Annotated in this window: 14 protein-coding genes; 9 read left to right on the forward strand and 5 right to left on the reverse strand. The window is 75.0% G+C overall.

The window, feature by feature from the left end:
* Positions 1–123: 123 nt before the first annotated feature.
* On the reverse strand, positions 124–1,569 hold the full coding sequence (locus ABGB11_RS40855) for a glutamine synthetase family protein (RefSeq protein ID WP_347640992.1): 1,446 nt from the start codon (positions 1,567–1,569) through the stop codon (positions 124–126).
* Between the two features lie 99 nt (positions 1,570–1,668).
* Here ABGB11_RS40855 and ABGB11_RS40860 point away from each other — a divergent pair, with 99 nt between their 5' ends.
* The 4 genes from ABGB11_RS40860 to ABGB11_RS40875 are packed head-to-tail and all read left to right on the forward strand — an operon-like array spanning position 1,669 to position 9,758.
* Positions 1,669–2,784: an amidohydrolase family protein gene (locus ABGB11_RS40860; RefSeq protein ID WP_347640994.1), complete on the forward strand. Its 1,116-nt coding sequence runs from the start codon at positions 1,669–1,671 to the stop codon at positions 2,782–2,784.
* Positions 2,785–2,810: 26 nt separating this feature from the next.
* Entirely contained in the window at positions 2,811–4,199 is a 1,389-nt protein-coding gene (locus tag ABGB11_RS40865; protein ID WP_347640996.1) for an FAD-dependent oxidoreductase, read from the forward strand.
* 37 nt (positions 4,200–4,236) lie between these two features.
* Complete coding sequence (locus ABGB11_RS40870) at positions 4,237–7,581, forward strand: DUF4132 domain-containing protein (RefSeq protein ID WP_347640997.1); 3,345 nt, start codon at positions 4,237–4,239, stop codon at positions 7,579–7,581.
* Positions 7,582–7,589: 8 nt separating this feature from the next.
* Positions 7,590–9,758, forward strand: coding sequence for a DUF4132 domain-containing protein (locus ABGB11_RS40875; RefSeq protein WP_347640999.1), 2,169 nt, complete (start codon positions 7,590–7,592; stop codon positions 9,756–9,758).
* Between the two features lie 13 nt (positions 9,759–9,771).
* Here the strand turns inward: ABGB11_RS40875 and ABGB11_RS40880 are convergent, their stop codons facing one another.
* From ABGB11_RS40880 to ABGB11_RS40890, 3 genes are all read right to left on the reverse strand, one after another.
* Positions 9,772–11,028 (reverse strand): hypothetical protein, encoded by a 1,257-nt coding sequence (locus ABGB11_RS40880; protein ID WP_347641000.1) that lies wholly within the window; start codon positions 11,026–11,028, stop codon positions 9,772–9,774.
* Positions 11,029–11,062: 34 nt separating this feature from the next.
* Positions 11,063–12,172, reverse strand: a complete 1,110-nt coding sequence (locus ABGB11_RS40885) for a cystathionine gamma-lyase (RefSeq protein ID WP_347641001.1) — start codon at positions 12,170–12,172, stop codon at positions 11,063–11,065.
* Between the two features lie 69 nt (positions 12,173–12,241).
* Positions 12,242–12,712, reverse strand: a complete 471-nt coding sequence (locus ABGB11_RS40890; protein WP_347641003.1) for a hypothetical protein — start codon at positions 12,710–12,712, stop codon at positions 12,242–12,244.
* A 171-nt stretch (positions 12,713–12,883) separates the two neighbouring features.
* Between ABGB11_RS40890 and ABGB11_RS40895 the strand changes: the two genes are divergently transcribed.
* The 5 genes from ABGB11_RS40895 to ABGB11_RS40915 are packed head-to-tail and all read left to right on the forward strand — an operon-like array spanning position 12,884 to position 22,659.
* Entirely contained in the window at positions 12,884–16,180 is a 3,297-nt protein-coding gene (locus ABGB11_RS40895) for a DUF4132 domain-containing protein (protein ID WP_347641004.1), read from the forward strand.
* On the forward strand, positions 16,177–17,268 hold the full coding sequence (locus ABGB11_RS40900; RefSeq protein WP_347641006.1) for an AAA family ATPase: 1,092 nt from the start codon (positions 16,177–16,179) through the stop codon (positions 17,266–17,268). The genes ABGB11_RS40895 and ABGB11_RS40900 overlap by 4 nt, the downstream gene beginning before the upstream one ends.
* On the forward strand, positions 17,268–19,541 hold the full coding sequence (locus ABGB11_RS40905) for a DUF5682 family protein (protein WP_347641007.1): 2,274 nt from the start codon (positions 17,268–17,270) through the stop codon (positions 19,539–19,541). Before ABGB11_RS40900 ends, ABGB11_RS40905 begins: the two co-directional genes overlap by 1 nt.
* Positions 19,538–20,689: a VWA domain-containing protein gene (locus ABGB11_RS40910; RefSeq protein ID WP_347641009.1), complete on the forward strand. Its 1,152-nt coding sequence runs from the start codon at positions 19,538–19,540 to the stop codon at positions 20,687–20,689. The genes ABGB11_RS40905 and ABGB11_RS40910 overlap by 4 nt, the downstream gene beginning before the upstream one ends.
* Positions 20,686–22,659 (forward strand): hypothetical protein, encoded by a 1,974-nt coding sequence (locus tag ABGB11_RS40915; protein WP_347641010.1) that lies wholly within the window; start codon positions 20,686–20,688, stop codon positions 22,657–22,659. The genes ABGB11_RS40910 and ABGB11_RS40915 overlap by 4 nt, the downstream gene beginning before the upstream one ends.
* Positions 22,660–22,692: 33 nt before the next feature.
* Here the strand turns inward: ABGB11_RS40915 and ABGB11_RS40920 are convergent, their stop codons facing one another.
* On the reverse strand, positions 22,693–23,631 hold the full coding sequence (locus ABGB11_RS40920) for an MBL fold metallo-hydrolase (protein WP_347641011.1): 939 nt from the start codon (positions 23,629–23,631) through the stop codon (positions 22,693–22,695).
* Between the last annotated feature and the right edge of the window lie 2 nt (positions 23,632–23,633).

Here is a 23,633-nt window from a genome sequence, read left to right on the forward strand (position 1 = left end):
CCAACCTGGACCACGCGGGAAGGGCGACCACTCTGTCGACCCCACGGGGCCTGACCCAACCGGCCGCACAGACGGCCATCTCGGCGCCCTTCCCGCCCACATCACCCCTTGTTCAGCACACTCCTAGTGCCGCCAGCGGGTCGCCGCGGCCACCTGCTGTGGCGTCGCGCCGTCCAGCAGCGCGATCTCCCCGCGCCGCACCGCCGACACCGTGTCGGTGACGGCCTCGCCGAGCGCGTCCCGCAGGACGGTGTCCGCCTCGAACGCCGCGACCGCCTCCCCGAGCGACGCCGGCAGCGCGGCGATGCCCCGGGCGGCGCGCTCCTCCTCCGCGAGACCGGCGGGATCGGTGCCGACCGGCTCCGGCAGCGTCAGGCCGGTGCCGAGGCCGTCCCGGCCCGCGGCGAGCAGAGCCGCCAGGAGCAGGTACGGGTTGGCCGCGCCGTCCACGCACTTGACCTCCAGGTTCGCCGCGGTCGCGCGCTCGCCCTCGGCGCCCGTGACGAACCGCAGCGCGGCCTCCCGGTTCTCCAGCCCCCAGCACGCGAACGCGCCCGCCCAGTGCGAGGGGATCAGCCGCAGGTAGCTCGCCACCGACGGCGCGCCGACCGCGAGCAGCGCCGGCAGCCGGCGCAGGATCCCGGCGGTGAACGCCTCCCCGGCCGCCGTCATCCCGCACGGGCCGCCGCCGCCCGTCATCGCGTTCGCCGGACCGTCCGCCGCGCCCTCCCGCCACAGGCTGAGGTGGACGTGCGCGCCGTTGCCGACCGCGTCCGCCTCGACCTTCGGGGAGAACGACGCGGCCATGCCGTGCTCCAGGGTCACCGCCCGGATGGTCTCCCTGACCAGGACGGCGGTGTCGGCCGCGCCCACCGGGTCCTCAGCGGCCACCGACACCTCGTACTGCCCGGCCGCGTACTCGGGATGCAGCTGCACGACCGTCACGCCGGTCTCGCGCAACGCCTTCAGGACGTCCCGCAGGTAGCCCGCCAGCTCGGTGACCCGCGTCATCCCGTAGGCGGGGCCCTTGCAGGCCGGGGAGAACTCGTCCCCTTCGCCCTTCGACACCGCCCACTCGATCTCGAACGCCGCCTTGACCGTCCAGCCATCCCCGGCCAGACGGTCGATCTCGCGGCGCAGCAGGGCGCGCGTGTCCAGCGGGTGGACGGTGCCGTCCTGCGCGTACCGGTGCGCGGGCGCGTGCGCCCAGCCCGGCAGCGCGGCCAGCGGGACGAGCCGGTCCAGGTCGGGGTGCAGCCGCAGGTCACCGACCGGGCCCCCGATGTGGCGCCCGGACACGATCGAGTCGTCCAGCAGGAACACGTCGAACACCGGGGACATCCCGACGCCCCACGCCGCGGCGTGCTCCAGCCGCTCCACCGGGACCGTCTTGGTGCGGGTGATCCCGCTGACGTCCACCCACGTCAGCGCCACGGCCACGAGGCCCTGCCCGGCCAGCCTCCGCGCCGCCTCCGCCGCGCGTGCGCCGAGCCGGGCGCGCTCGTGCCCGTCGAGCGGCCGGACGCCGGGGGCCTGTCCTTCCGGAGCGGTGACAGAGGTCGGTTCCACGGTGCTGACTCCCGATCAGGGTGAATGAGGGCACGAACACGGTCCGTAAGGGCATCGTAGGGAGAACCGGGGCCGGTTCGACGGAGGAAGGCGGATGCCGTGCTGGAGTATCTGGAGTCGCTGCCGCTGGTCGACCACCACTGCCACGGCGTCCTCGGCGAGAACCTCGGCCGGACACGGTTCGAGGAGCTGCTCACCGAGGCCGAGACCGCCGGCCCGCCGGGGGTGAGCATGTTCGACACCCAGGTCGGGTTCGCGCTGCGGCGCTGGTGCCCGCCCGTCCTCGGCCTGGAGGCGCATGCGGAGCCCGCCGAGTACCTGTCCCGGCGGGCCGAGCTCGGTGCGGCCGAGGTCAACCGCCGGTTCCTGGAGGCCGCCGGGCTGGACGCGCTCTGCGTGGACACCGGTCACAGCCCGGCCGCCCTGCTCGACCCGCCCGACCTGGGACGCCTCGCCGGCGCCGCGGCGCACGAGATCGTCCGGCTGGAGTCCGTCGCCGAGCAGGTGGCGGCGGACGGCGTCGAGGCGGCCCGGTTCGCCGACGAGGTGCGGTCCCGGATCGGCGCACGGGAGGCCGCCGGCGCCAAGTCGATCGCGGCCTACCGGGCCGGGCTGGAGCTGTCGGGGATCCGGCCGTCCGAGGCGGAGGTCACCGGCGCGGCCGGGCAGCTGATGCTCGCCGCGGAGAGCAGCGGCGAGCCGCCGCGCGTCTGCGACGAGATCCTGCACCGGTTCCTGGTGTGGTGCGCGGTGGACGCCGGGCTGCCCGTGCAGTTCCACGTCGGGTACGGGGACGTGGACGCCGACCTGCGCCGCGGCGACCCGCTGCTGCTCATCGAGCTGCTCCGCGCGATGGACCCCGTCCCGGCGATGCTGCTGCACAACTACCCGTTCCACCGGCACGCCGGGTACCTGGCGCAGGTGCTCCCGAACGTGTACGTCGACGTGGGCCTCGCCACCCACAACCTCGGCCACCGCTCGCCCGCGCTGATCGCCGAGCTGCTGGAGCTGGCCCCCTTCGGGAAGGTGCTGTACTCCTCCGACGCGTTCGGGCTGGCGGAGCTGTACCACCTGGGCGCCCTGCTGTTCCGCCACGGGCTCGCCGGGTTCCTGGCCGGGGGAGTGGAGGACGGCGCCTGGACGTCCTCCGACGCCGCGCGCGTCGCGGAGATGATCGCCTCGGGCAACGCCCGCCGGGTCTACGGTCTGGAGTAGGACGATCATCAGGGGAGGAGACCGGCATGGCCGCACGCGAACGGCTGCTCGTCATCGGCGGTGACGCCGCGGGGATGAGCGCCGCGTCCCAGGCCCGCCGGAGGCGCGGCCCGGACGAGCTGGAGATCGTCGTGGTCGAGCGCGGGTGGCACGCGTCCTACTCCGCGTGCGGCATCCCGTACTACGTCGGCGGCGTGGTCGACGACCTCGACGCGCTCATCGCCCGCACGCCCGCCGAGTTCCGCGACCGCGGCATCGACCTGCGGCTGCGCACCGAGGCCGTCGAGATCGACCTGGACGGCGGCCGGGTGCGCATCCGCTCCCTCGACGAGGGCGGCGAGCACTGGGAGCCCTACGACGACCTCATGATCGCGACCGGTGCCGACCCGATCCGGCCGCGGCTGCCCGGGGCGGACGCCGCGGGCGTCCACGGCGTGCAGATCCTCGGCGACGGGGTCGCGATCCGCCGCGTCCTCGAAGAGGAGAAGCCGCGCCGGGCCGTCGTCGTGGGCGGCGGTTACATCGGCCTGGAGATGGCGGAGGCGATGGTGATGCGCGGCCTGGAGGTGTCCCTCGTGGACGCCGCCGACCAGCCGATGGGGACCCTCGATCCGGACATGGGCGCCATCGTCGCGGACGCGATGCGCGGCATCGGCGTGCAGCTGCACCTGGGAGAGCCCGTCGAAGGCTTCGACGCATCGCCGGAAGGGCGCGTCACCGCCGTCCGGACCGGAAGCCGGACGCTGCCCGCCGATCTGGTCGTCCTCGGCCTGGGTGTGAAACCGGCCTCCGGCCTCGCCCGGGACGCCGGGGTGGAGACCGGTCCGACCGGCGGCATCGTCACCGACCGGCGGATGCGCACCCGCGCCGAGCGGGTGTGGGCGGCCGGCGACTGCGTCGAGACCCGGCACCTCGTCTCCGGCGCCCCGGTCGCGATCGCGCTCGGGACGCACGCCAACAAGCAGGGCCGCGTCGCGGGCGTCAACCTCGGCGGCGGCTACGCCACGTTCCCCGGCGTCGTCGGCACCGCCGTCTCGAAGATCTGCGACGTGGAGGTCGCGCGGACGGGGCTGAACGAGCGCGAGGCGGCCGCCGCCGGTTTCGCGACGCTGAGCGTGGTCGTGGAGTCCACCACCCGCGCCGGCTACCACCCCGGCGCGGCGAAGATGACGACCAAGCTGATCGCCGAACGCAGGTCCGGGCGGCTGCTCGGCGCGCAGATCGTCGGGAGGGAGAACGCCGCCAAGCGTGTGGACGGCCTGGCGATCGCGCTGTGGCACGGGATGACGGTCGAGGAGATGACGGGCCTCGACCTCGGCTACGCGCCGCCGTTCGCGCCCGTCTGGGACCCCGTGCTGATCGCCGCCCGCAAGGCCGCCGACGCCGTCGAGCGGGACATGCGTTCGGGAAGTTGATCTGCATTGTCGGTCATCTCCTCTACGGTGTGGCCCCATGGCGAGCGCGGCAGACGAGAGCACCTGGGAGATGCCGGACGCGTGGCGGAGGATCGCCCATCCCCGCCGCGACCGTCCGGGGCCATGGCCGGAGGCGCGGATCGACGGATCGGCGTCCCAGAAGGCACGGGCGTTCGTGGACAGGGCGTGCTCGGAGATCGAGAACATCCTCGCCCTGCCGGGAACGACCCCGGAGCTCGCCGAGAGCGCACGCGCCCATCTGCGGGGGGAACGTGATCCGCTGGGCGCGGCGGTGGTCGCGTCGGTGGCGGTCTCCCTGCCCGGGTGGCGTGAAGCCGGCGGGGTGGGCGCGTTCCAGGACGCGTGGGCGGTCGAGCACGGCCTGCCCTTCGCCGCCCGCGCCTACGCCGAGCTGTGCGAGATCACGGTCGAATACCTCCAGGCGGGGAGCAAGAGGACCTGGGGCGGCGTCCGTGCCCGCCGGCACTCCGACCACATCGGCGCCTGGTGGGTGGACGAGCAGGCTACGCGCCGTTTCCGGTCGCAGCTGGCCGCCGCCGACGACGACGTGTACGCGGAGGCCGTCGAATGGCTGGCGGGCGCGCGGCGGACGTCCCTCCAGAGAATGGTCGTCTCCTATCTCGTGCCGGCGCGGGGAGACTGGGTGGACGAGGTCTGCGCCGATCCGGCCGTCGCGCGGCTGCCCCACCACCTGACCTTCCGCTGGATGCTGTTCTGCTCGCTCGGAGCACCGGATCAGGCCGACCCGGCCACCCTGCCGCTCGGTTACCACGACCGGAGCCCGAGCATCGTCGCGACCCTCGTGGACGGTGTCGGGCCGTCCGCCACGGTGCCCCTGCTCACCGCGGCGCTGGACGACCGGTACGCCGACGGCGACACCACCCGGAACCTGCTGGACGCCCTGGCGCGCCTGCCGGTCGACGAGGCGTTCCAGGCGCTCGTGGACCGGTTCGACCGCAAGTACGTCCGGCCCGCGCTGTCGGCCGCGGCCGGGAGGTTCCCCGAGCGGGCGCTGCGGCTGCTGGCCGCGGCGCCGCGCAGCCCCGAGACGGAGGAACTGCTGCGGGCGCATCTGATCAATCATCCGGATCTCGCGGAGGCGATGCCGCCGGAGCTTCCGGAGGAATCGCGCGCCGCCGTCGAGGCGGCCCGCGCGTCCATCGTGCGGCTGCCGGAGGCGCCGGACGAGGCGCTGCCGCCGCTGCTCGCCGATCCGCCGTGGGCGCGTCCCCGGCCGAGGGCCAGGCCGGTCGTGAAGGTCCTCGCGGCGCCCGGCACGCGCTCCATCGCCTGGGAGCCGGGCGAGCGGGACGAGTGGACGGTCGACCTGCACCATCTGTGGCGCTGGGTCGACCGGCTGGACTGGGACGTCCAGGCGGAGAAGTTCAAGCTGGGCTACCTGCCGGCTCACATGCACCCGCTGTTCTTCGTGGAGGGACCCGAGGACCTGGTGCGCCCGCTCCTCGCCGGGTGGGAGCCGCCCGACCACGGGAACGTGGGCGAATGGATGCGGGTCGTCGTCGCCCGGTTCGAGCTGGACGCACTGGACGCCGCGGTGTTCGCGGCGCGCCGCGCCCCGGCGGGCGCCGGCGGGATCCTGCTTCCCTACCTGAGCGACGACGTCGCCCGGCTGATGGCCGACTGGCTCGTCCGGCTCAAGCAGGCCGGGGATACGGCGCGGACCTGGTTCCGGCGGCACGGCCTGGCCGCCGTCCCCGCGCTGCTCCCTCCGGCGCTGGGCAAAACGGGCGCCGGACGGCGCGCCGCCGAGGCCGCGCTGCGCTTCATCGCGGCCGCAGAGGGGGCCGAGGCCGTCGTCGAGGCGGCGCGCGTCCACGGGGACACGGCCGCGGCGGCGATCGAGGCGCTGGTGGCCGCCGACCCCCTGGACCTGCTCCCCTCGAGGATCCCCCGGATCAGCGACTGGGCCGACGTGCGGCTGCTCCCGCAGATCCTCCTGCGCGACCGCGCCCGGGCGCTGCCGGACGCCGCCGCGCGCCACGTCGTGACGATGCTCGCGATGTCCAGGCCCGGTGACGACTACGCCGGGGTGAACACCGTCCGCGACCTGTGCGACCGGGGATCGCTCGCCGAGTTCGGCTGGGGGCTGTTCCGGCAGTGGGAGGCGCAAGGCGCGTCGTCCAAGGACGGCTGGGCGCTCACCCAGCTCGGCCTGACCGGCGACGACGGTACGGTCCGCCGGCTGACCCCGGTGATCCGCGCGTGGCCGGGCGACGGCGGGCACGCCAAGGCGGTCACCGGACTGGACGTGCTCGCCGCCATCGGCACCGACGTCGCCCTCATGCACCTGCACGGCATCGCGCAGCGGGTCAGGTTCAAGGCGCTGCGGGCCCGGGCGCAGGACAAGATCGCCGAGGTCGCCGCCAACCTGCGGCTGACCGCCGAGCAGCTCGCCGACCGGCTCGTCCCCGACTTCGGGCTGGACGCGGACGGCAGCATGGCCCTCGACTACGGCCCGCGCCGGTTCGTCGTCGGGTTCGACGAGCAGCTCAGGCCCTTCGTGTCGGACGAGAGCGGCACGCGCCGCAAGGCCCTCCCCAAACCCGGCGCGAAGGATGATCCCGACCTCGCGCCCGCCGCCTACAAGGCGTACTCGACGTTGAAGAAGGACGTCCGCACCGTCGCCGCCGGCCAGCTCCGCCGCCTGGAGACCTGCATGGTCACGCGGCGCCGCTGGCCCGTGCGGGAGTTCGAGGAGCTGCTGGCCGGGCATCCGCTCGTCCGGCACATCGTCCGGCGCCTGGTCTGGCTGGCCTGTGAGAGGGACGGCGAGAGGGACGGCGGCGCGACCACCGCGTTCCGCGTCGCCGAGGACGGCACGTACGCCGACGTGAACGACGACGTCTTCACCCTGGCGGGCTTCGCGGCCGTCGGCATCGCGCACCCCGTCGACCTGGACGGCTCGCTCGGCGCGTGGTCGGAGGTGTTCGCCGACTACGAGATCCTCCAGCCGTTCCCGCAGCTCGGACGCGCCGTCCACCGGCTCACGGACGAGGAGCGCGCCAGCGGGCGGCTGCCCCGGTTCGAGGGCCTGACGGTCCCGGTCGGGAAGGTGCTCGGGCTGACCTCGCGCGGCTGGGAGCGCGGCGCGCCGCAGGACGCCGGTATCGAGGGCTGGATCTCCCGGCGGCTCCCGGGCGGCCGGTACCTCGCCATCGACCTCGACCCCGGTATCGCGGTCGGCGCCGTGGACGCGCTGCCCGACCAGACGCTGCGCACCATCGCCCTGACCCGGCACCCCGGCCAGCTCTGGAGGGGCGGCGGGGGAATGGCGTCCTTCGCCGACCTCGATCCCGTGACCGCCTCCGAGATACTCGCCGATCTCGCGACCCTGACCTGAGAGAGGCCATGAACCTGCCGAAGGCCCTGCTGGACCCGCCGTGGAAGCGCAAGCCCGCCACCGCCGGGCCGCTCGATGACGAGCCGATCCTCGTCCCAGGCCTGACACCGCCGGACGGCCGCGCCGTCCGCTGGGAACCCGGCGAGCGCGAGCGGTGGGCGAAGACGCGCGCCTACGGGTCCTGGCAGGACGACGAGTGGGAGAAGGCCGCCGAGGAGTTCCGGGACGGCCGGATGGGATACGAGCCCACCCGGGCCGGGTTCCTCGCGCAGGCCCCCGAGCATCTCGCCCGGTCGCTGTTGGCCGGCTGGGAACCGCACGTGACGTGGGACTTCGACCATTCGCTCCGGCCGATCGTGGCGCGTTTCGAGACCGACGCGTGGGACGTGTCGTTCCGCCTGGCGAAGCAGAACCCGTTCGGCACCGGCCCGATCCTGCTGCCGTTCCTGTCCGCCGGCGTCGCCCGGCTGTTCGCCGACTGGCTCTACCGGCTCAAGTCGGTGCAGGAGCTCGCCCGCACGTGGTTCGAGCGGCACGGGCTCGCGGCCGTCCCGTACCTGGTGCCGGACGCGCTGGGCAAGCGCGTCGGCCCCCGCCGCAACGCCGTCAAGGCGCTGCGGTCCATCGAGGGGGACGTCGCCGGGGCGGCCCGCGTCCACGGGGACGAGGCCGCCGCGGCGGTCGCCGCCCTCCTCGCGGCCGCACCGCCCGCCGCGGCCCCCGCCGAGCCCCCGTACAAGCCGCCGCCCCTGCCCAAGTGGCTGGACCTCGGCGCGCTGCCCGGCCCCGCGCTGGAAGGGGGCGGGCAGCTTCCGCCCGAGGCGGTCCGCACCCTGCTGCTCGCCATGACGGTGCCGGACAGCCGCGGGATCGACGTGAACCCGGTCCTGGACGGGGCGGTCGAGGTCTGCGGGCGGGAGGCGCTGGCGGCGTTCTCGCGGGCGGTGTTCACGGCCTGGCTGGAGGCGGGCCTGCCGGGCCGCAGCGGCTTCGTGCTGGCCATGCTCGGCCGGTTCGGCGACGACGAGACCGTCCGCCTCCTCGCCCCGCACATCAAGAGGTGGCCGGGGGAGAGCGGCGGCTACGGCCGCGCGGTCCACGGCCTCGCCGTGCTCGCCGAGATCGGCGGCGACGTCGCCCTGACGCACATCAGCGGCATCGCGCGGAAGTCGAAGTACAAGGGGCTGAAGGGCGAGGCGGAGCGCAGGCTGGCGGCGGTGGCGAAGCGGGAGGGCCTGACACCGGACCAGCTGGCGGACCGGCTCGTCCCGCGGTTCGGCCTGGACTCCGCCGGGACGCTCACGCTCGACTACGGTCCGCGCCGGTTCGTGGTCGGCTTCGACGAGCAGCTCAGGCCCACCATCGCGGACGAGAGCGGCCGGTCTCGCACGTCGCTGCCCAAGCCGGGCGCGAAGGACGATCAGGACCTGGCGCCCGCCGCCCACAAGCGGTTCGCGGAGCTGAAGAAGGACGTCCGCGCGGTCGCGTCCGTCGAGGTGGCCCGGTTGGAGTCGTCGATGGTCCTGGGCCGCGCATGGACGCGCGCCGAGTTCGCCGAGTTCGTCGTCGGCCACCCGCTGATGTGGCACCTCGCCCGCCGGCTGGTCTGGCTGAGCGGCGACCGCGCCTTCCGCATCGCGGAGGACCGCACGTTCGCCGACCTCGACGACGACGCGGTCGAGCTCCCGGAGGCGGCGACGGTCCAGATCGCCCATCCGCTGCGGCTGGGCGACTCGGTCGGCGCGTGGTCGGAGCTGTTCGCCGACTACGAGATCCTGCAGCCGTTCCCGCAGCTCGGCCGCCCCGTCCGCACCCTCGCCGACGGGGAGGGCGCGGACGGCCGGCTGGAGCGGTTCGAGGGCCTGACCGTCCCGACCGGGAGGATCCTCGGGCTCACCCGGATGGGGTGGCGGCGCGGCGCCCCGCAGGACAACGGCATCGAGCACTGGATCTCCTGGACGCTCGACCCGAAGGTGACGGTCGTGGTCGAGCTGAGCCCCGGCGTCGTCGCGGGCTACGTCGACCTGCACCCCGAGCAGAAGATCGCGCACGTCCGGGCCGCCCGGTCGGCGGGGGAGTACCACCGGTCCCGCACGTTCGAGAGCGGCTTCGCCGACCTGGACCCGGTCCTCGCCTCCGAGCTGCTCGCCGACCTGGAGAGCCTGACCGCCACCTAGAAGAACCTGCTGCCTAGATGAACCTGCTGCTGGGCACCGGCCCGGGGGAATGCACCATGTCCCGCGGGCCGGTGAGCCACCGGCCCGCCGCCGCGCGGACGAACCCGGCCAGCAACTCGTCGGGGTCGGGCGGCGCGCCGTCGTCCGCGCCGTCGTCGGGCTCGTGGGGATCGGCGCGGACGATCTCCTCGGCCAGCTCCTCCGCGGGACGCTCGTCCGGCGGGACGGTCTCCGTCTCGCCGCTCGGCGAGAACCGCAGCTGCTCGCCCCACGGCGCCTTCACCACCTGGTGCAGGAGGCCGGTGACGTCGGCGCTCACCGCCGGCGGGTCCGTCCAGCAGGTCGCGTGCTCGAACAGCACCTGGCCCTCGGCACGCTCCCACAGCCCTTCCGCGTCCGTCTCGTTCAGGTCGTAGGCGACCACCAGGACATCGGGACGTCCCGGGGCGAACGGCTCGGCGGGCAGCCCGAACAGCCGCGCCGCGGCCAGCCCGAGGATCCGGCTCGACCGGTCGGGGAACAGCCCGACCGACGCGGGCCGCCGGCCCGCCGCGTCCAGGACCAGCCGCAGCCGGTCGAGGCCGCGCCGGCACGTCGAGTAGGCGTCCGAGGTGTAGGCGAACCGGCCCGTCATCCCGTCGCCGTACCCGTACGGCGAGATGGTGAGCAGGACGCTCCCGCCGAGCGCGAAGTGCCAGCCGCGCAGGTCGGTGCCGTCGAGAGGGCTGACGTCCTGTACCGCGCGGGCCCGCTGGATCATGCGCGCAAGCCGGTCGCGGGCGGGCGTCCAGGTGTCGTCCGGCGCGGGCAGCCGCCCCGCCTCGTGCTCCGCGCGGGCGAGATCACCGGCGAACAGCGCGTTGTAGGCGAGCAGGTACCGCGCGGGCCACGGGTCCTGGGAGTCCACGCGCGGTTCCAGTTCCGCGACGGCCTCGGCGTGCCGGTTCTCGCGCTCCAGCGCCGACACGAGCTCCATCAGCAGCGCGGGCTCGTCGGGCAGCATCTGCAGCGCCCGCCTCAACGGCGGGACCGCCAGGAACGGGATGCCGCGTTCGATGCACGCGTAGCCGAAGTCGTACAGCTCCTGCGGTGCCTGCTCGCGGGCCATCGCCGCGGCCGCCTCGCGCATGTCGTCGAATCCCGACAGGGTCGCCGCGCCCTCCATCAGCCGCGCGACCTCGGCCAAATCCATGCCGTCCGCGTTGAAACGCAGATGCCGGATCAGCCCGGTGATGTCACCGCTCTCCAGGAGTGCCCGCGCGTCGCTCATGGGCCGCCACGCTACAGCCGGCGGCCACCGGCGATCACGGGATTTTCTCCAGGGCCTGGAGGACGTCCGCCACGAGGTCGCCGGTGTCCTCGACGCCGACGGAGAAGCGCACGAAACCGGGGTCGACGTCGTCACCGCCCCATCGCCCGCGCCGCTCCGCGGAGCTGTGCACACCGCCGAAGCTGGTGGCCTGCATGACGAGCCGCAGCGAGCCGAGGAACGTCTCCGCGGACGCCTCGTCCCGCAGCGAGAACGACACGACGCAGCCGTACCGCCGCATCTGCCGGGCCGCGACCTCGTGGGCCGGGTCGTCCGGGAGCCCGGGATACCTGAGCCCGGAGACCTTCGGATGCCCCCGCAGCGCCTCGGCCACCGCGAGCGCGTTCGCGTCCTGCCGGTCCAGCCTCAGCTGCAGTGTGGCGAGCGACCGGTGCGCCAGCCACGCCTCCATCGGCCCGGGGACGGCGCCCACGGTCTTGCGCCAGAACCGGACCGCGTCGGCCGACTCCGGATCGCGGGCGGCGACGTGGCCGAGGAGCAGGTCCCCGTGCCCGGTCAGGGCCTTGGTGTCGCTGGCGACGGAGAAATCGGCGCCGAGGTCCAGCGGGCGCTGCCCGAGCGGGGTGGCCAGCGTGTTGTCCACCGCGACGAGCGCCCCGGCCGCGTGCGCCGCGTCGGCGATCCGCCGGATGTCGCACACGTCCAGCCGGGGGTTGGACGGCGACTCCAGCCACACCAGCCGGGCGCCGTCCAGCAGGTCCAGCTGCGCGTCGCGCGCGGTCGGCCCCGTCCGCACGACCGCGCCGAACGATTCCAGCCGGTCCTTCAACGCCCGTGTGGTCTGGTAGCAGTCGTCGGGCAGGACCACGACATCGCCGGCGCGCACCTGAGACAGCAGCACGGCCGCGACGGCCGCCATCCCGGACGAGAACGCGACGACCTCCGCGCCGCCCTCCAGCTCGCCGATCGCCCGTTCGAGCAGGGTCCACGTCGGATTCGAGTCGCGCCCGTAGGTGTAGGGGCCGCTCGCTTCCCCGGCGAGGTGGTAGTACGCCGCGAACACCGGCCCCGGCAGGGCCGGCGCGTGGTTCTCCGCCTCCGGCCGTCCGGCGCCCACCGCCAGCGTCCCGTCCCCGACCTGCACGCCCGCCCCTCTCAGAAGACCGGACGCCATCCTGCCACCCGCGGTTCCGCGACGGTTCGCGAGGCCCCGCTAGAGCAGCAGGAGCACCACGACGACGATGACCATGGCGATCAGGACGAGGCCGGCGACGCCGGCGCCGATGAGGGCCGCGACGAGGCCGGCCTTCTCGGCCCCGCTCCGCCGGAGCGTCCAGCCGAGCGCCGTGGCGGCGTCCACGATGAGCCGGCGCGCGTCGTCCGTGCGGAACCGCTGCTCGTCGAGCTTCCCGAACGTCCCGTCCTTGCGGCGGCCGAAGGTCATGTCGAAGCTCTTGTAGGAGTACCGTCCGCGCTGCGTCGAACGGCCGCCGTCCGCGTCCCGCCCGCGGATCTCGCCGGTGATGGTGAACGTCCAGGTCCGCTCGTCCAGCCGGACGTGGTGCGTCACCCCGGCGAGCGTGTTCCGGTGCCGAACCGGCGAGCTGGTGTGGACGTCGAAGCCGTCCGGTGTGGGCACCAGCGTGGACGCGGTCGCCTGGACGGCCGCCTGAACCCGTGACATCACCTCGGCCCGGGAGCCGGCCGGTCGAGCCATCCCCATCGCCCCACTCCTCCGGTCGCGAACGGTTCTCCTTTCGACGGCCCCGACCGCGGCCGGGTTCCTGCCCCCTCACCGGCCCGTCTTCGCCGGAACAAGCGGATTTGTCGGCGTGCTCCTCTACGGTTGGGCGACATGGAAGATCACCTCCCCGGCGAAGACGTCCTCACGATCCCGGACGCGTGGCGGCGGTCGCTGCACGCCCGGCGGGGCGGTGCGCCCGGCCCCGCGGTCAAGGTCGACGCGGCGGCGCCGGACGCCGTCCGGGGCCTCATCGCACAGGAAGGCGACAGGATCGGGGCGCTGCGGGAGGGCGGCGCGGGCGACCCGGCCCTCACCGAGGCCGCGCGGCGCCATCTGGACGGGGAGGCCGATCCGTACGGGGCCGCGGCGGTCGCGGCCGTCGTCGCGACGTGCGCCGGGCGGCCCGGGTCGCCGCACAGGGACAAGGTGCACCGCGCCTTCGTCGGCGCCTGGATCGTCGAGCACGGCGTCCCGTTCGCGGCGTGCGCGCTGGTCGAGCTGAGCCGTACCGAGGCGGAGTTCGCGGACCTCGGGACCAAGGCGGGCGCCGTCCACCTGACGGACGATCACAAGGTCGCGGTGCCGCTGGACGACGCGCGGCGCGTCCGGAACCTGCTGGCCGCCGCGGACGAACCCGTCTACACCGACGCGGTCGACCGCCTGGCGGAGCACAGGTCGGGCTGGGTCACGCGGTGGCTCGTGTCGTACCTGGTCCCGACGCGCGAGGACTGGGTGGACGAGTGCTGCGCCGAGCCGATCCCGCCGCAGCGCCGCTACGACCTGCTGTGGATGGCGGCGGGGGCCCTCGGGAGGGGGGACCAGCTCACCACCCCGATCATGGCGCGGGGCCTCTTCTGGGGCCAGGCGAACCGGGGGTTGCTCATCACGCTGGCGGACGGGCTCGGCGCGGACGCGCTGCCGTGGCTGGCCGCGGAGGCCGGCAGCGGGTACCTGGAGGCGGAGGAGCGCAAGCGCATCCTGGAGACGATCGCCCTCCTGCCGTCGGACGAGGCGTTCCAGGCACTGATCGACCGGCTGGACCAGAAGCACGTCCGGGCCGCACTGGGCGAGGCGGCCCGCCGTTTCCCCGTCCGGGCGCTGCGGATGCTGGCGCGGGCGGGGGAGCACGACATGCTCCGCAGCCACGCCGCGGCCAACGCCGGCCTGGTCGCCGCCGTCCTGCCCGACCTGCCGGAGGACGTCGCCGCGGTCGTCGGGCGCGTCGCCGACACGTCCGCGCGCGTCCCCGACGCGGCGCCGGACGAGCTGCCCGCCGTGCTCACCGAGCGCCCGTGGCTGCATCCCCGGCGCCCGGTCCTGACCGGCCTGAGCGTTCCGGAGTCCCGGATCGCGTGGCGGGAGGGCGAGCGCCAGGAGTGGCTGGAGAGCGACCCGCACATCGCGAAGCCCGACAGCGACGACTGGGAGATGCTCGCCGAGGCGTACCGCAGCGGCATGCACAAGACCGCCCCCTTGCAGCTCCTGGTGCACGGGCCTGAGGAACTGATCCGTCCTCTCCTGCGCGACTTCAAGTACAGCCGCCCGGCCTACGCCCACCAATGGAAGCGGGTCCTCCTGGCCCGGTACGGGCTGGACGCGCTGCCCGCGGTCACGCCGACGTCGTCGACGGCTCCGGAGCTCGCCGTGGACCCGCTGATGCCGTGCCTGGACGCCGGTGTCGCCATGATCGTGGCCGAATGGGCCACCAAGCGCGGCTCGTTCCTCGCCCCCGCACGCGCGTGGCTCGACCGGCACGGGCCGGCCGCGGCACCGCTGCTCGTCCCCGCGGCGCTGGGGAAGAAGGTCAAGGACCGGCGGCACGCCGAGACCGCCCTCCGGTACCTGAAGGAGGAGCACGGGATCGCGGCCGTCGCGGACGCCGCCCGCGGCGCCCATGGCGACGAGGCCGCCGGCGCGGTCGCCGAACTGCTGTCCCTGGCTCCCGCCGAGACGGGCCTCGACCAGCCCGCGAAGGTCGGTGCATGGGTGGACCCGGCGCCGCTCCCGCAGGTGCTGCTGCGTGGCCGCGAGCGCGCCCTGCCGCTGGACACCGCCCGCCACCTGATCGACCTGCTGACCCTCCAGACCCCCCATCGGACGGACGAGCTGAAAGAGGCGTGCGAGCCGGACTCGCTCGCCGAGTTCGGCTGGGCGCTGTTCGAGCAGTGGCGGGGAGCCGGGAACCCGTCCAAGGACGGCTGGGCGCTGCGCCAGCTCGGCCGCCTCGGCGACGACGAGACCGTCCGGCGGCTGACGCCGGTCATCCGGGCCTGGCCGGGGGCTGGCGGGCACAAGAACGCCGTCAACGGCCTCGGCGTCCTCGCCGAGATCGGCTCGGACGTGGCGCTGATGCATCTGCACGGCATCGCGCAGAAGGTCAAGTTCAAGGGCCTGCAGTACGAGGCGCAGCAGCGGATCCGGCAGGTCGCGGAGCGGCTCGGCCTCTCCACCGAGCAGCTCGCGGACCGGCTCGTCCCGGACTTCGGCCTGGACGCCGACGGGAGCATGGTGCTCGACTACGGGCCGCGCCGCTTCCTCGTCCGGTTCGACGAGCAGCTCAAGCCGTTCGTCGCGGACGAGGACGGCAAGCACCGCAAGGCCCTGCCCAAGCCGGGCGCCAAGGACGACCCCGACCTCGCGCCGGCCGCCTACAAGGCGTTCGCTGGGCTGAAGAAGGACGTCCGGACCGTCGCCTCCGACCAGCTCCGGCGCCTGGAGCAGGCCATGGTGACACAGCGCCGGTGGACCCCGGCGGAGTTCGACGCGTTCATCGTCCGCCACCCCCTCGTCTGGCACATCGCCCGCCGCCTCGTCTGGATCTGCGAGGACGGCGGCACCACCACCGCGTTCCGCATCGCCGAGGACAGGACGCTGGCCGACGCCGAGGACGACGCGTTCACCCTCCCCGAGTCGGCCCGGGTCGGCATCGCCCATCCGCTGCACCTCGGCGCCACCCTCGGCACCTGGTCGGAGGTGCTCGCCGACTACGAGATCACGCAGCCGTTCCCGCAGCTGACCCGCGCGGTGCACACGCTGACGGACGACGAGCGGAACAGCGAGCGGCTGGAGCGGTTCGAGAAGCTGAAGGTCCCGTTCGGCAAGGTCCTCGGGCTCGTCACGCTCGGCTGGGAGCGCGGCGTGCCGCTGGACGGGGGCGGCGAGCGGTGGATCTCCCGGAAGGTCGCCGCCGGCCGCTACGTCCTGATCGACCTCGATCCCGGCATCTCGGTCGGCAATGTGGACGCCACCGGCGACCATCAGATCCTCGACTACGTGTGGTACGGGAGGGAACTCGACGACTACCGGTACCGCAAGGACGATCCGCTGACATTCGGCGAGCTGGACGACGTGATGGCGTCCGAGATCCTCTCCGACCTGACCACGCTCGCCGAGGCGGCGGAGCGATGAGCGGCGCCGACCGCCACCAGAGGCCGCCGGCGGAGGTGCGCTTCGCCGAGGAGCTGGACCGGCTCCGCGAGGACGACTCCGGGCCGGTGCCGCCCGGCTGGGCGCTGAGCCTGACCGCCGCGCGGCGGTTCATCGTCGGCGACGAGGCGCTCGGCGTCACCCGCAAGTTCGTCGGCGACACCGCCCTCATCGACCGGGCCCTCGTCACCCTCGCCACGAGCCGCGGGCTGATGCTCGTCGGCGAGCCGGGGACGGCGAAGTCGCTGCTGTCGGAGCTGATCGCCGCGGCGGTCGGCGGCGCGTCCACGCTGACGATCCAGGGCGGCGCCGCCACCACCGAGGACCAGATCAAGTACTCCTGGAACTACGCGCTGCTGGTGTCGGAGGGGCCGACCACGCGGTCGCTCGTGCCGGCGCCGCTGCTCACCGGCATGGCCGAGGGGAAGATCGTCCGGTTCGAGGAGATCACCCGCTGCCCGCTGGAGGTCCAGGACTCGCTGCTGTCGCCGCTGTCCGACCGGGTCCTGGCGGTCCCGGAACTGTCCGGGCCGGACGCGATGGTGTTCGCGCGGGACGGGTTCAACGTCATCGCGACCGCGAACACCCGCGACCGGGGCGTCAACGAGATGAGCGCGGCGCTCAAGCGGCGGTTCAACTTCGAGACGGTGTTCCCGATCGCCGACTTCGCGACCGAGCTGGACCTGGTCGAGCAGGAGGCGACCCGGCTGCTGGAGCGCAGCGGCGTCGGCGTCGCGCCGCGCCGGGACGTCCTGGAGGTGCTGGTCACCACGTTCCGGGAGCTGCGCAACGCCACGACCGGCGAGGGCCGGCCGATGGACCGGCTGTCGGCGGTGATGAGCACCGCCGAGGCGGTGTCGGTCGCGCACCAGATCGGCGTCCGCGGCTGGTTCCTGCGCGGCGGGCCGGGCGGCGCCGCCGACATCGTCGAGTGCCTCGCCGGGACGGCCGCCAAGGACAGCCCCGACGACCTCGCCCGGCTGCGCCGCTACCTGGAGCGGCAGGCGGCGCGCCGCGGCGGCGAGCAGTGGGAGGCGCTGCACGCCGCCCGGCACCTGCTCCCCGGCTGATGGCGGTCACGTTCATCGGGGTGCGGCACCACAGCCCCGCGTGCGCGCGGCTCGTCCGGGACACGATCCGGCGGCTGCGCCCCGCGTACGTGCTGGTGGAGGGCCCCGCCGACTTCGGGTCGCGGGTGGACGAGCTGCTCCTCGGCCACGAGCCGCCCGTCGCGATCTTCAGCTACCACCGGGACGCCGAGCGCGTGCACGCCTCGTGGTCGCCGTTCTGCGCGTACTCGCCGGAGTGGGTCGCCCTCGGCGAGGGCCGGGAGGCGGGCGCGGAACTCCGGTTCATCGACCTGCCGGCGTGGCACCCCGCCTTCGCCGGCCGCAGCAACCGGTACGCCGACGCCGAGCTCCGCTACGCGGAGGTGACCGCCCGGCTGTGCCGCGAGTTCTCCGTCGACAACAGCGACATCCTTTGGGACCACCTCTTCGAGATCGACCCCGACGGGGCGGCGGAGCGGCTCGACGCCTACTTCGCCCTGCTGCGCGGCGAGACGGAGGCCGGGGAGGACGACACCGCCCGGGAGTCCTACATGGCGGCGTGGATCCGCGCGGCCGCCGCGGCCGCCGGCGACCGCCCCGTCGTGGTGGTGACGGGCGGCTTCCACAAGCCCGCCCTGGAGGCCCTCGCATCGACCGGCGACACCCGGTGGCCGGACGTGCCGGAGCCCCCCGAGGGCGCGACCGGCGGCAGCTTCCTCGTGCCCTACTCCTTCCGGCGGCTCGACGCGTTCACCGGATACCAGTCGGGCATGCCGTCGCCCGAGTACTACCAGTGCCTCTGGGAGAGCGGCCCGGAGGGGGCCGCGGCCGGCCTCACCGAAAGGGTCGTGGCGCGGCTGCGCGCGCGCCGGCAGGTGGTCTCGACCGCCGACCTGATCGCCGCCCGCACCCTCACCGAGGGCCTCACCCGGCTGCGCGGCCACCGCGCGCCCGCCCGCACCGACCTGCTGGACGGCCTGGTGTCCGCGCTGGTGAACGACGACCTCGACCAGCGGCTGCCCTGGACGTCCCGCGGCGCCCTCGCTCCTGGCGCCCACCCGGCCGTCGTCGAGATGGTCGCCGCGCTGAGCGGCGACCGCACCGGCCGGCTGCACCCTCGCACGCCCGCGCCGCCGCTCGTGCACGGCGCGACCGCCGAACTGGAGCGGCTCGGCCTCGACCGCGGCGGGCGGTTCCACCTGAAGCTGGCGACAGCGCGCGGGCTGGAGCGCAGCCGCGCCCTGCACCGCCTGCGCGCCCTGCGGATCCCCGGTGCCGAGCGCGAGTCGGGGCCCACGGCCGGCACCGACCCGGTCCTGGAGGAGCGCTGGGTCCTGGACGTGGCCGACCACGACGGGCGGCGGCGCTCCGCGCTCATCGAGGCGGGCGCGTACGGGCCGACCCTCGCCGCCGCGGCGGCGGCGGTCCTGGACGAGCGCGTGACCGCCGCCGGCACCGACATGCGGTCCCTCGCCGGCGCGCTGTTCGACGCGGCGCTGTGCGGGTGCACCGACCAGTCCGGCCGGATCGCCGCGTCGATCGCCGCCGGGGTCGCGGGGTCGTCCGACATCGCCGGGCTCGGTGCCGCGCTGGACACCGTCCTCGGCCTGTGGCGGCACGACCGCGTCCTCGGCACGGCCGGCAGCCCGCTGTTCGGGACGGTCATCGAGGAGTGCGTGCTCCGCGTGCTGTGGCTGGTCGAGGGGATCCGCGGCGGGCCCGCCCCCGCCGACCTCGGCCGGCTGCGCGCCCTCGCCGCGACCCGGGACGCGCTGCTGCACGCCGCCGGCCCGCTCGGCCTGGACCGGGACGCCGCCCTCGGCGTCGCCCGCCGCGTCGCCGCCCATCCGGACGCCCCGCCCGATCTGCGGGGCGCCGCGTTCGGGCTCGGGCGGACCCTCGGCGACACCCGCGACCCCGCGCAGGCGGTGCGGGGCGCGGCCGGCCCGCGCACGTTCGGCGACTGGCTCGCCGGCCTGTTCGCCCTGGCGCGGCAGGAGGTACTCGACCCGGACGCGTCCGTCCTCGGCGTCCTCGACGAGTTGGTCTGCGGCCTGACCGACGAGGAGTTCCTCGTGGCGCTGCCCGCGCTGCGGCAGGCGTTCGAGTTCTTCCCGCCGCGCGAACGCGAGACGATCGCCGCGGGGCTGCTGGAGCGCCGCGGCCTGCGCGGCTCCGCGCGCTCGCTGCTGCGGGCGCCCGCCTCGCCGGCCCTCGCCGCCGAGGCGCGCGCCCTGGAGACGCGGGTCGATCGAGCCCTCGCCGCGGCGGGGCTGGGGGAGGGAGGGTCGTGAGCCCGCCGGATCTGGAACGCTGGCGCCTGGTCCTCGGCACACCGGCCGAGCCGGATCTGGGGGCGCCCGGCGGCGCGGCCGCCGAACGGGACGCCGCGCTCGACTGGCTCTACGGCCGCGACCCCGAACTCGGCGAGCGCGGCGTCCGGCGCGGCGCCGGCGGCGACGCCGCCCGGTCGGACGACCGGACCGGCGGCGACGGGCCGTCCCGCCTCACCACAGTCGACTGGCTCGACGCGGTGCACCGGCTCTTCCCCAAGGAGACGATCGAGCGGCTCGAACGCGACGCCGTCGAGCGGTACGAGATCCACGAGGTCGTCACCGACCCGGCCGTCCTCGCCCGGATCGAGCCCGACGCGACGCTGCTGCGCGCCGTCCTGCGCACCAAGCACCTGATGAACCCCGAGGTGCTCGCGCTCGCCCGGCGGATCGTCGAGACGGTCGTCCGGCAGCTCATGGACAAGCTCGCCACCGAGGTGCGCAGCAGCTTCCAGGGCACCCGGACGCGGCGGCCCAGCCGGATCAAGAACTCCCGCAACTTCGACTTCCGCGCGACGATCCGCGCGAACCTCGCGCACTACCGTCCGGACGAGAAGCGGCTCTACATCGAGAACCCCCGGTTCGTCTCCCGGACGCGGCGGCATGTCGAGCAGTGGCAGTTCGTGCTGCTGGTCGACCAGTCGGGGTCGATGCTCGGGTCCGTCGTGCACTCGGCCGTCACGGCCGCGTGCCTGTGGGGCCTGCCCGGCCTGAAGACGCACCTGGTCGCGTTCGACACCTCGGTGGTCGACCTGACGGCCGACGTCACCGATCCCGCCGAGCTGCTGATGAAGGTCCAGCTCGGCGGCGGCACCGACATCGCGAAGGCCGTCGGGTACGGGGCGGGGCTCGTGGAGAACCCGCGCCGGGCGATCGTCGCGCTGATCACCGACTTCTACGAGGGCGGCAACACCGAGCGGCTCGTCCTGGAGGTGCGGCGGCTGGTGCAGCAGGGCACGCACGTGCTCGGCCTCGCCGCGCTCGACGAGCACGCCAACCCGTCCTACGACCGGGGGACCGCGCAGCGTCTCGCCGACGAGGGCGCCCACGTCGGCGCCATGACCCCCGGGGAGCTCGCCGCGTTCGTCGCCGAACGGATCGGCCGATGACCCGCACGGACCTGCTGGCGCTGACCCCGGACGCGCTCGCCGCCCTCGCCAACCGCGGGCTCGTCAAGCGCGCGGCCAAGGACCTGGACGCCGGCAACGGACCCGGGATCGCCGTGTCCCCCGACGGCGGCGTCGAGGGCACGTTCCCCGACGGCACCACGACGTCCCTCCCCGCCGGCGCGGGGCTGGAGGCGGCGGCCTGCTCCTGCGCGGCGACCGGGACGTGCCGCCACCGGATCTGCCTCGTCCTGGCCTACCAGCGCACCGCCGCGGACGCGGCGGACCCGGCGCCGGACGGCTCCGGGCCGGAGCCCGACGCCGCCTGGTCACCCGGGGCGTTCGACGACGACACGCTGGCCGCGGTGGTCGGGCAGCGGGCCGTCACGGCCGCCCGGCGCACCCTGCGCACCGGCTACTCCGCCAGGATCCGCCGCCCCACCGCGCAGGACCCGGTGGCGCAGGTCGAGCTGCCGACCTGCACCGTCCGCTTCCTCGTGCCGGGCGAGCTCGGCTACGTGGACACCGACGCGAGCGCGTCGGTGCGCGGCGAGATGACCGTGCTGGCCGCGTGGGCCTTCCGGGCGGCGGACGAGCGCGGCCCGACCGGCGGCGAGGCCCGCCTCCTCGTCGGCGGGGCGGGACCGGTCGCCGGCGCCGGGCCGGAGCGGGTGCTCGACGCGGCGCTCGACCTCGCCGACCAGCTCCTGCTGGACGGCGCCGCGCACGCCGGCCCCGTCCTGCCCGGCGCGCTGCAGCGCACCGCCGCCGAGCTGGCCGGCCTCGGCCTGCACTGGCCGGCCGGCGCGCTGGACGACCTCGCCGCCCAGCTCACCGCCTACCACGAGCGCCGCGCCGACCACGACCCCGGGCGGATCGCGGAGCTGCTCGCCGAGGTCCATGCCCGGCATCGCGCCGCGGCCGGCGGCGCGGACCGGGCCCAGGTGCTCGGCACGAGCGAGCCGGCGGAGACGCCGCTGCGCCGCGTCCGCCTCGCCGCCCTCGGCTGCCGGATCGGCGGCACCTCCAGGACCCGGACGGCCGACGTCCACCTCGCCCACACCGGCACCGGGGTCGTGCTCGTCCTGAGACGCCGCTGGGACGTCCCCGAGGACGAGCGGCTCACCGGCGCCGACCTGGCGGGCCGCCGGATCCTCGGCGCCTCGCTGCGCTCGCTCGCCGCCGCGAACGTCGTGTCCGAGAGCGCCGCCCGCAGCGCCCGCCGCGTTGTCCGGGTCACCGCCGGCCGGGTCGCGAAGACCACGGTCACGCCGCTCGGCGACGCGTGGGAGACCCTGCCCGGGACGATCCTCGTCCGCGACCTGGCGGCGGAGGGGCGCGCCCTCGACGCGCTGCCGCCCCGCCTCGTCCGTCCCCGGATCGAGGCCGAGCTGGTCCGCGTCGTGGCGGTCGCCGAGGTCCGCGACATCGGCTACCACCCGGGCGCGCAGCGCCTGGACGCGCTGGTCGCCGACGCCGCGGGCACGACGGTGACGGTCTCGGCCGACTACAGCCCGCACCGTCCCGCGGCGCTGGACGCCCTCGCCGAGGCGCTCGCCGCGGGGCCCCGCCACATCAGCGGCGCCGTCCGCCGGGACCGCGGCCGGCTGCTCATCGACCCGCTCGCCGTCATGACGGACGACGGCGTCGTCGTGCCCGACCTCGCCCCGGGCGACGGCACCGCCGCGCTGGGCGGCCCGCCCCCGCCCGTCCCCGACCCGCTCGCGCAGGCCCTGGACGAGGCGCTCACCGCCTGCGCCGACGCCGCCCAGCGCGGCCTGCTGCGGGCGTCGACGTCGTCGCGGGACCGCATCGGCCGCGCCGCGGAGAACCTGGAACGGGCCGGGCTGCGCACCGCGGCCGAAACCGTCGCCGCGCTGGCCGCCGCGCTCGGCGGGGACGACCCGCGGCACCTCACGCGGGCCTGGGCGACCGCGCACATCCGCCTCGTCACGACGGCCGAGCTCCGCTGACCCGGCCGCACCGCGGCGAGGGGCGGCGAAGCGCTACGCGCGGCAGGTGAGGGGCCGGCCGCCGTTGTAGGCGATCATGTCGTTGAGGGCGCCGGCCAGGTCGATCGCGCCGCCGGGCTCGACCCCGTCCAGCTCGGCGTAGGCCCGGTGCAGGTTGCCGACGATCCGCTCGGAGTCGGTCAGCTCCGCGAACGGGCCGAGGTCGGCCTCCCGCGCCGCCTCCAGCGGGGTCAGACCGGCGGGCTTGGCCGCCGCGGCGGTCGCCTGGACGAACCGCGCGTAGGCCAGCACCGGCTCGATCAGCTCCGGCCCGCCGACCGGCCCGTGGCCGGGGACGATCGTCTCCGCGCCGAGCGGTGCGACGACCTCCTCCAGGACCGTGATCGCGCCGGCGATCGACCCCTGCATCAGGAACGGGGTGCCGCCGTTGAACACCAGGTCGCCGCTGAACAGCACGCGCCGCTCCGGGATCCACACGACCGAGTCGTTGGTGGTGTGCGCGGGGGTCCCGACGTGCCGGACCTCGCAGCGCAGGTCGTCCACCCACAGCGTCACGCCGTCGGCGTAGGTGAGGAACGGCGGCTCGATCTCGACGTCGCCCCACTCGACCTTCGTCCAGTACGGCTCGTCGAAGGGCTTCCCCCAGGCGAGCGCGCCCTCCCGCGTCCCTTCGTGGCCGACGACCGTCGCCCCGGAGAACAGGTAGTTGCCGAACGTGTGGTCGCCGTGGTGGTGCGTGTTGACCAGCGTGCGGACGGGCCGGTCGGTGACCGACCGGATCGCCTCCAGATACGCGCGGGTGCGGCGCTCGGTCGAGCACGCGTCGACGCTGGCGACGCCGCGCTCGCCGGCGAGGAATCCGGTGTTGTTGATCCACCAGCTTCCGTCGGGCTGGACGTAGGCGAAGATCCCCTCGGAGACCTCCTGGAGCCGGGGGGCGCCGGTGCCGTCCCGGCCGGGTGCGTCGCTCATGG

Source organism: Actinomadura sp. B10D3, from assembly GCF_039871695.1.
GTDB lineage: Bacteria > Actinomycetota > Actinomycetes > Streptosporangiales > Streptosporangiaceae > Spirillospora > Spirillospora madurae.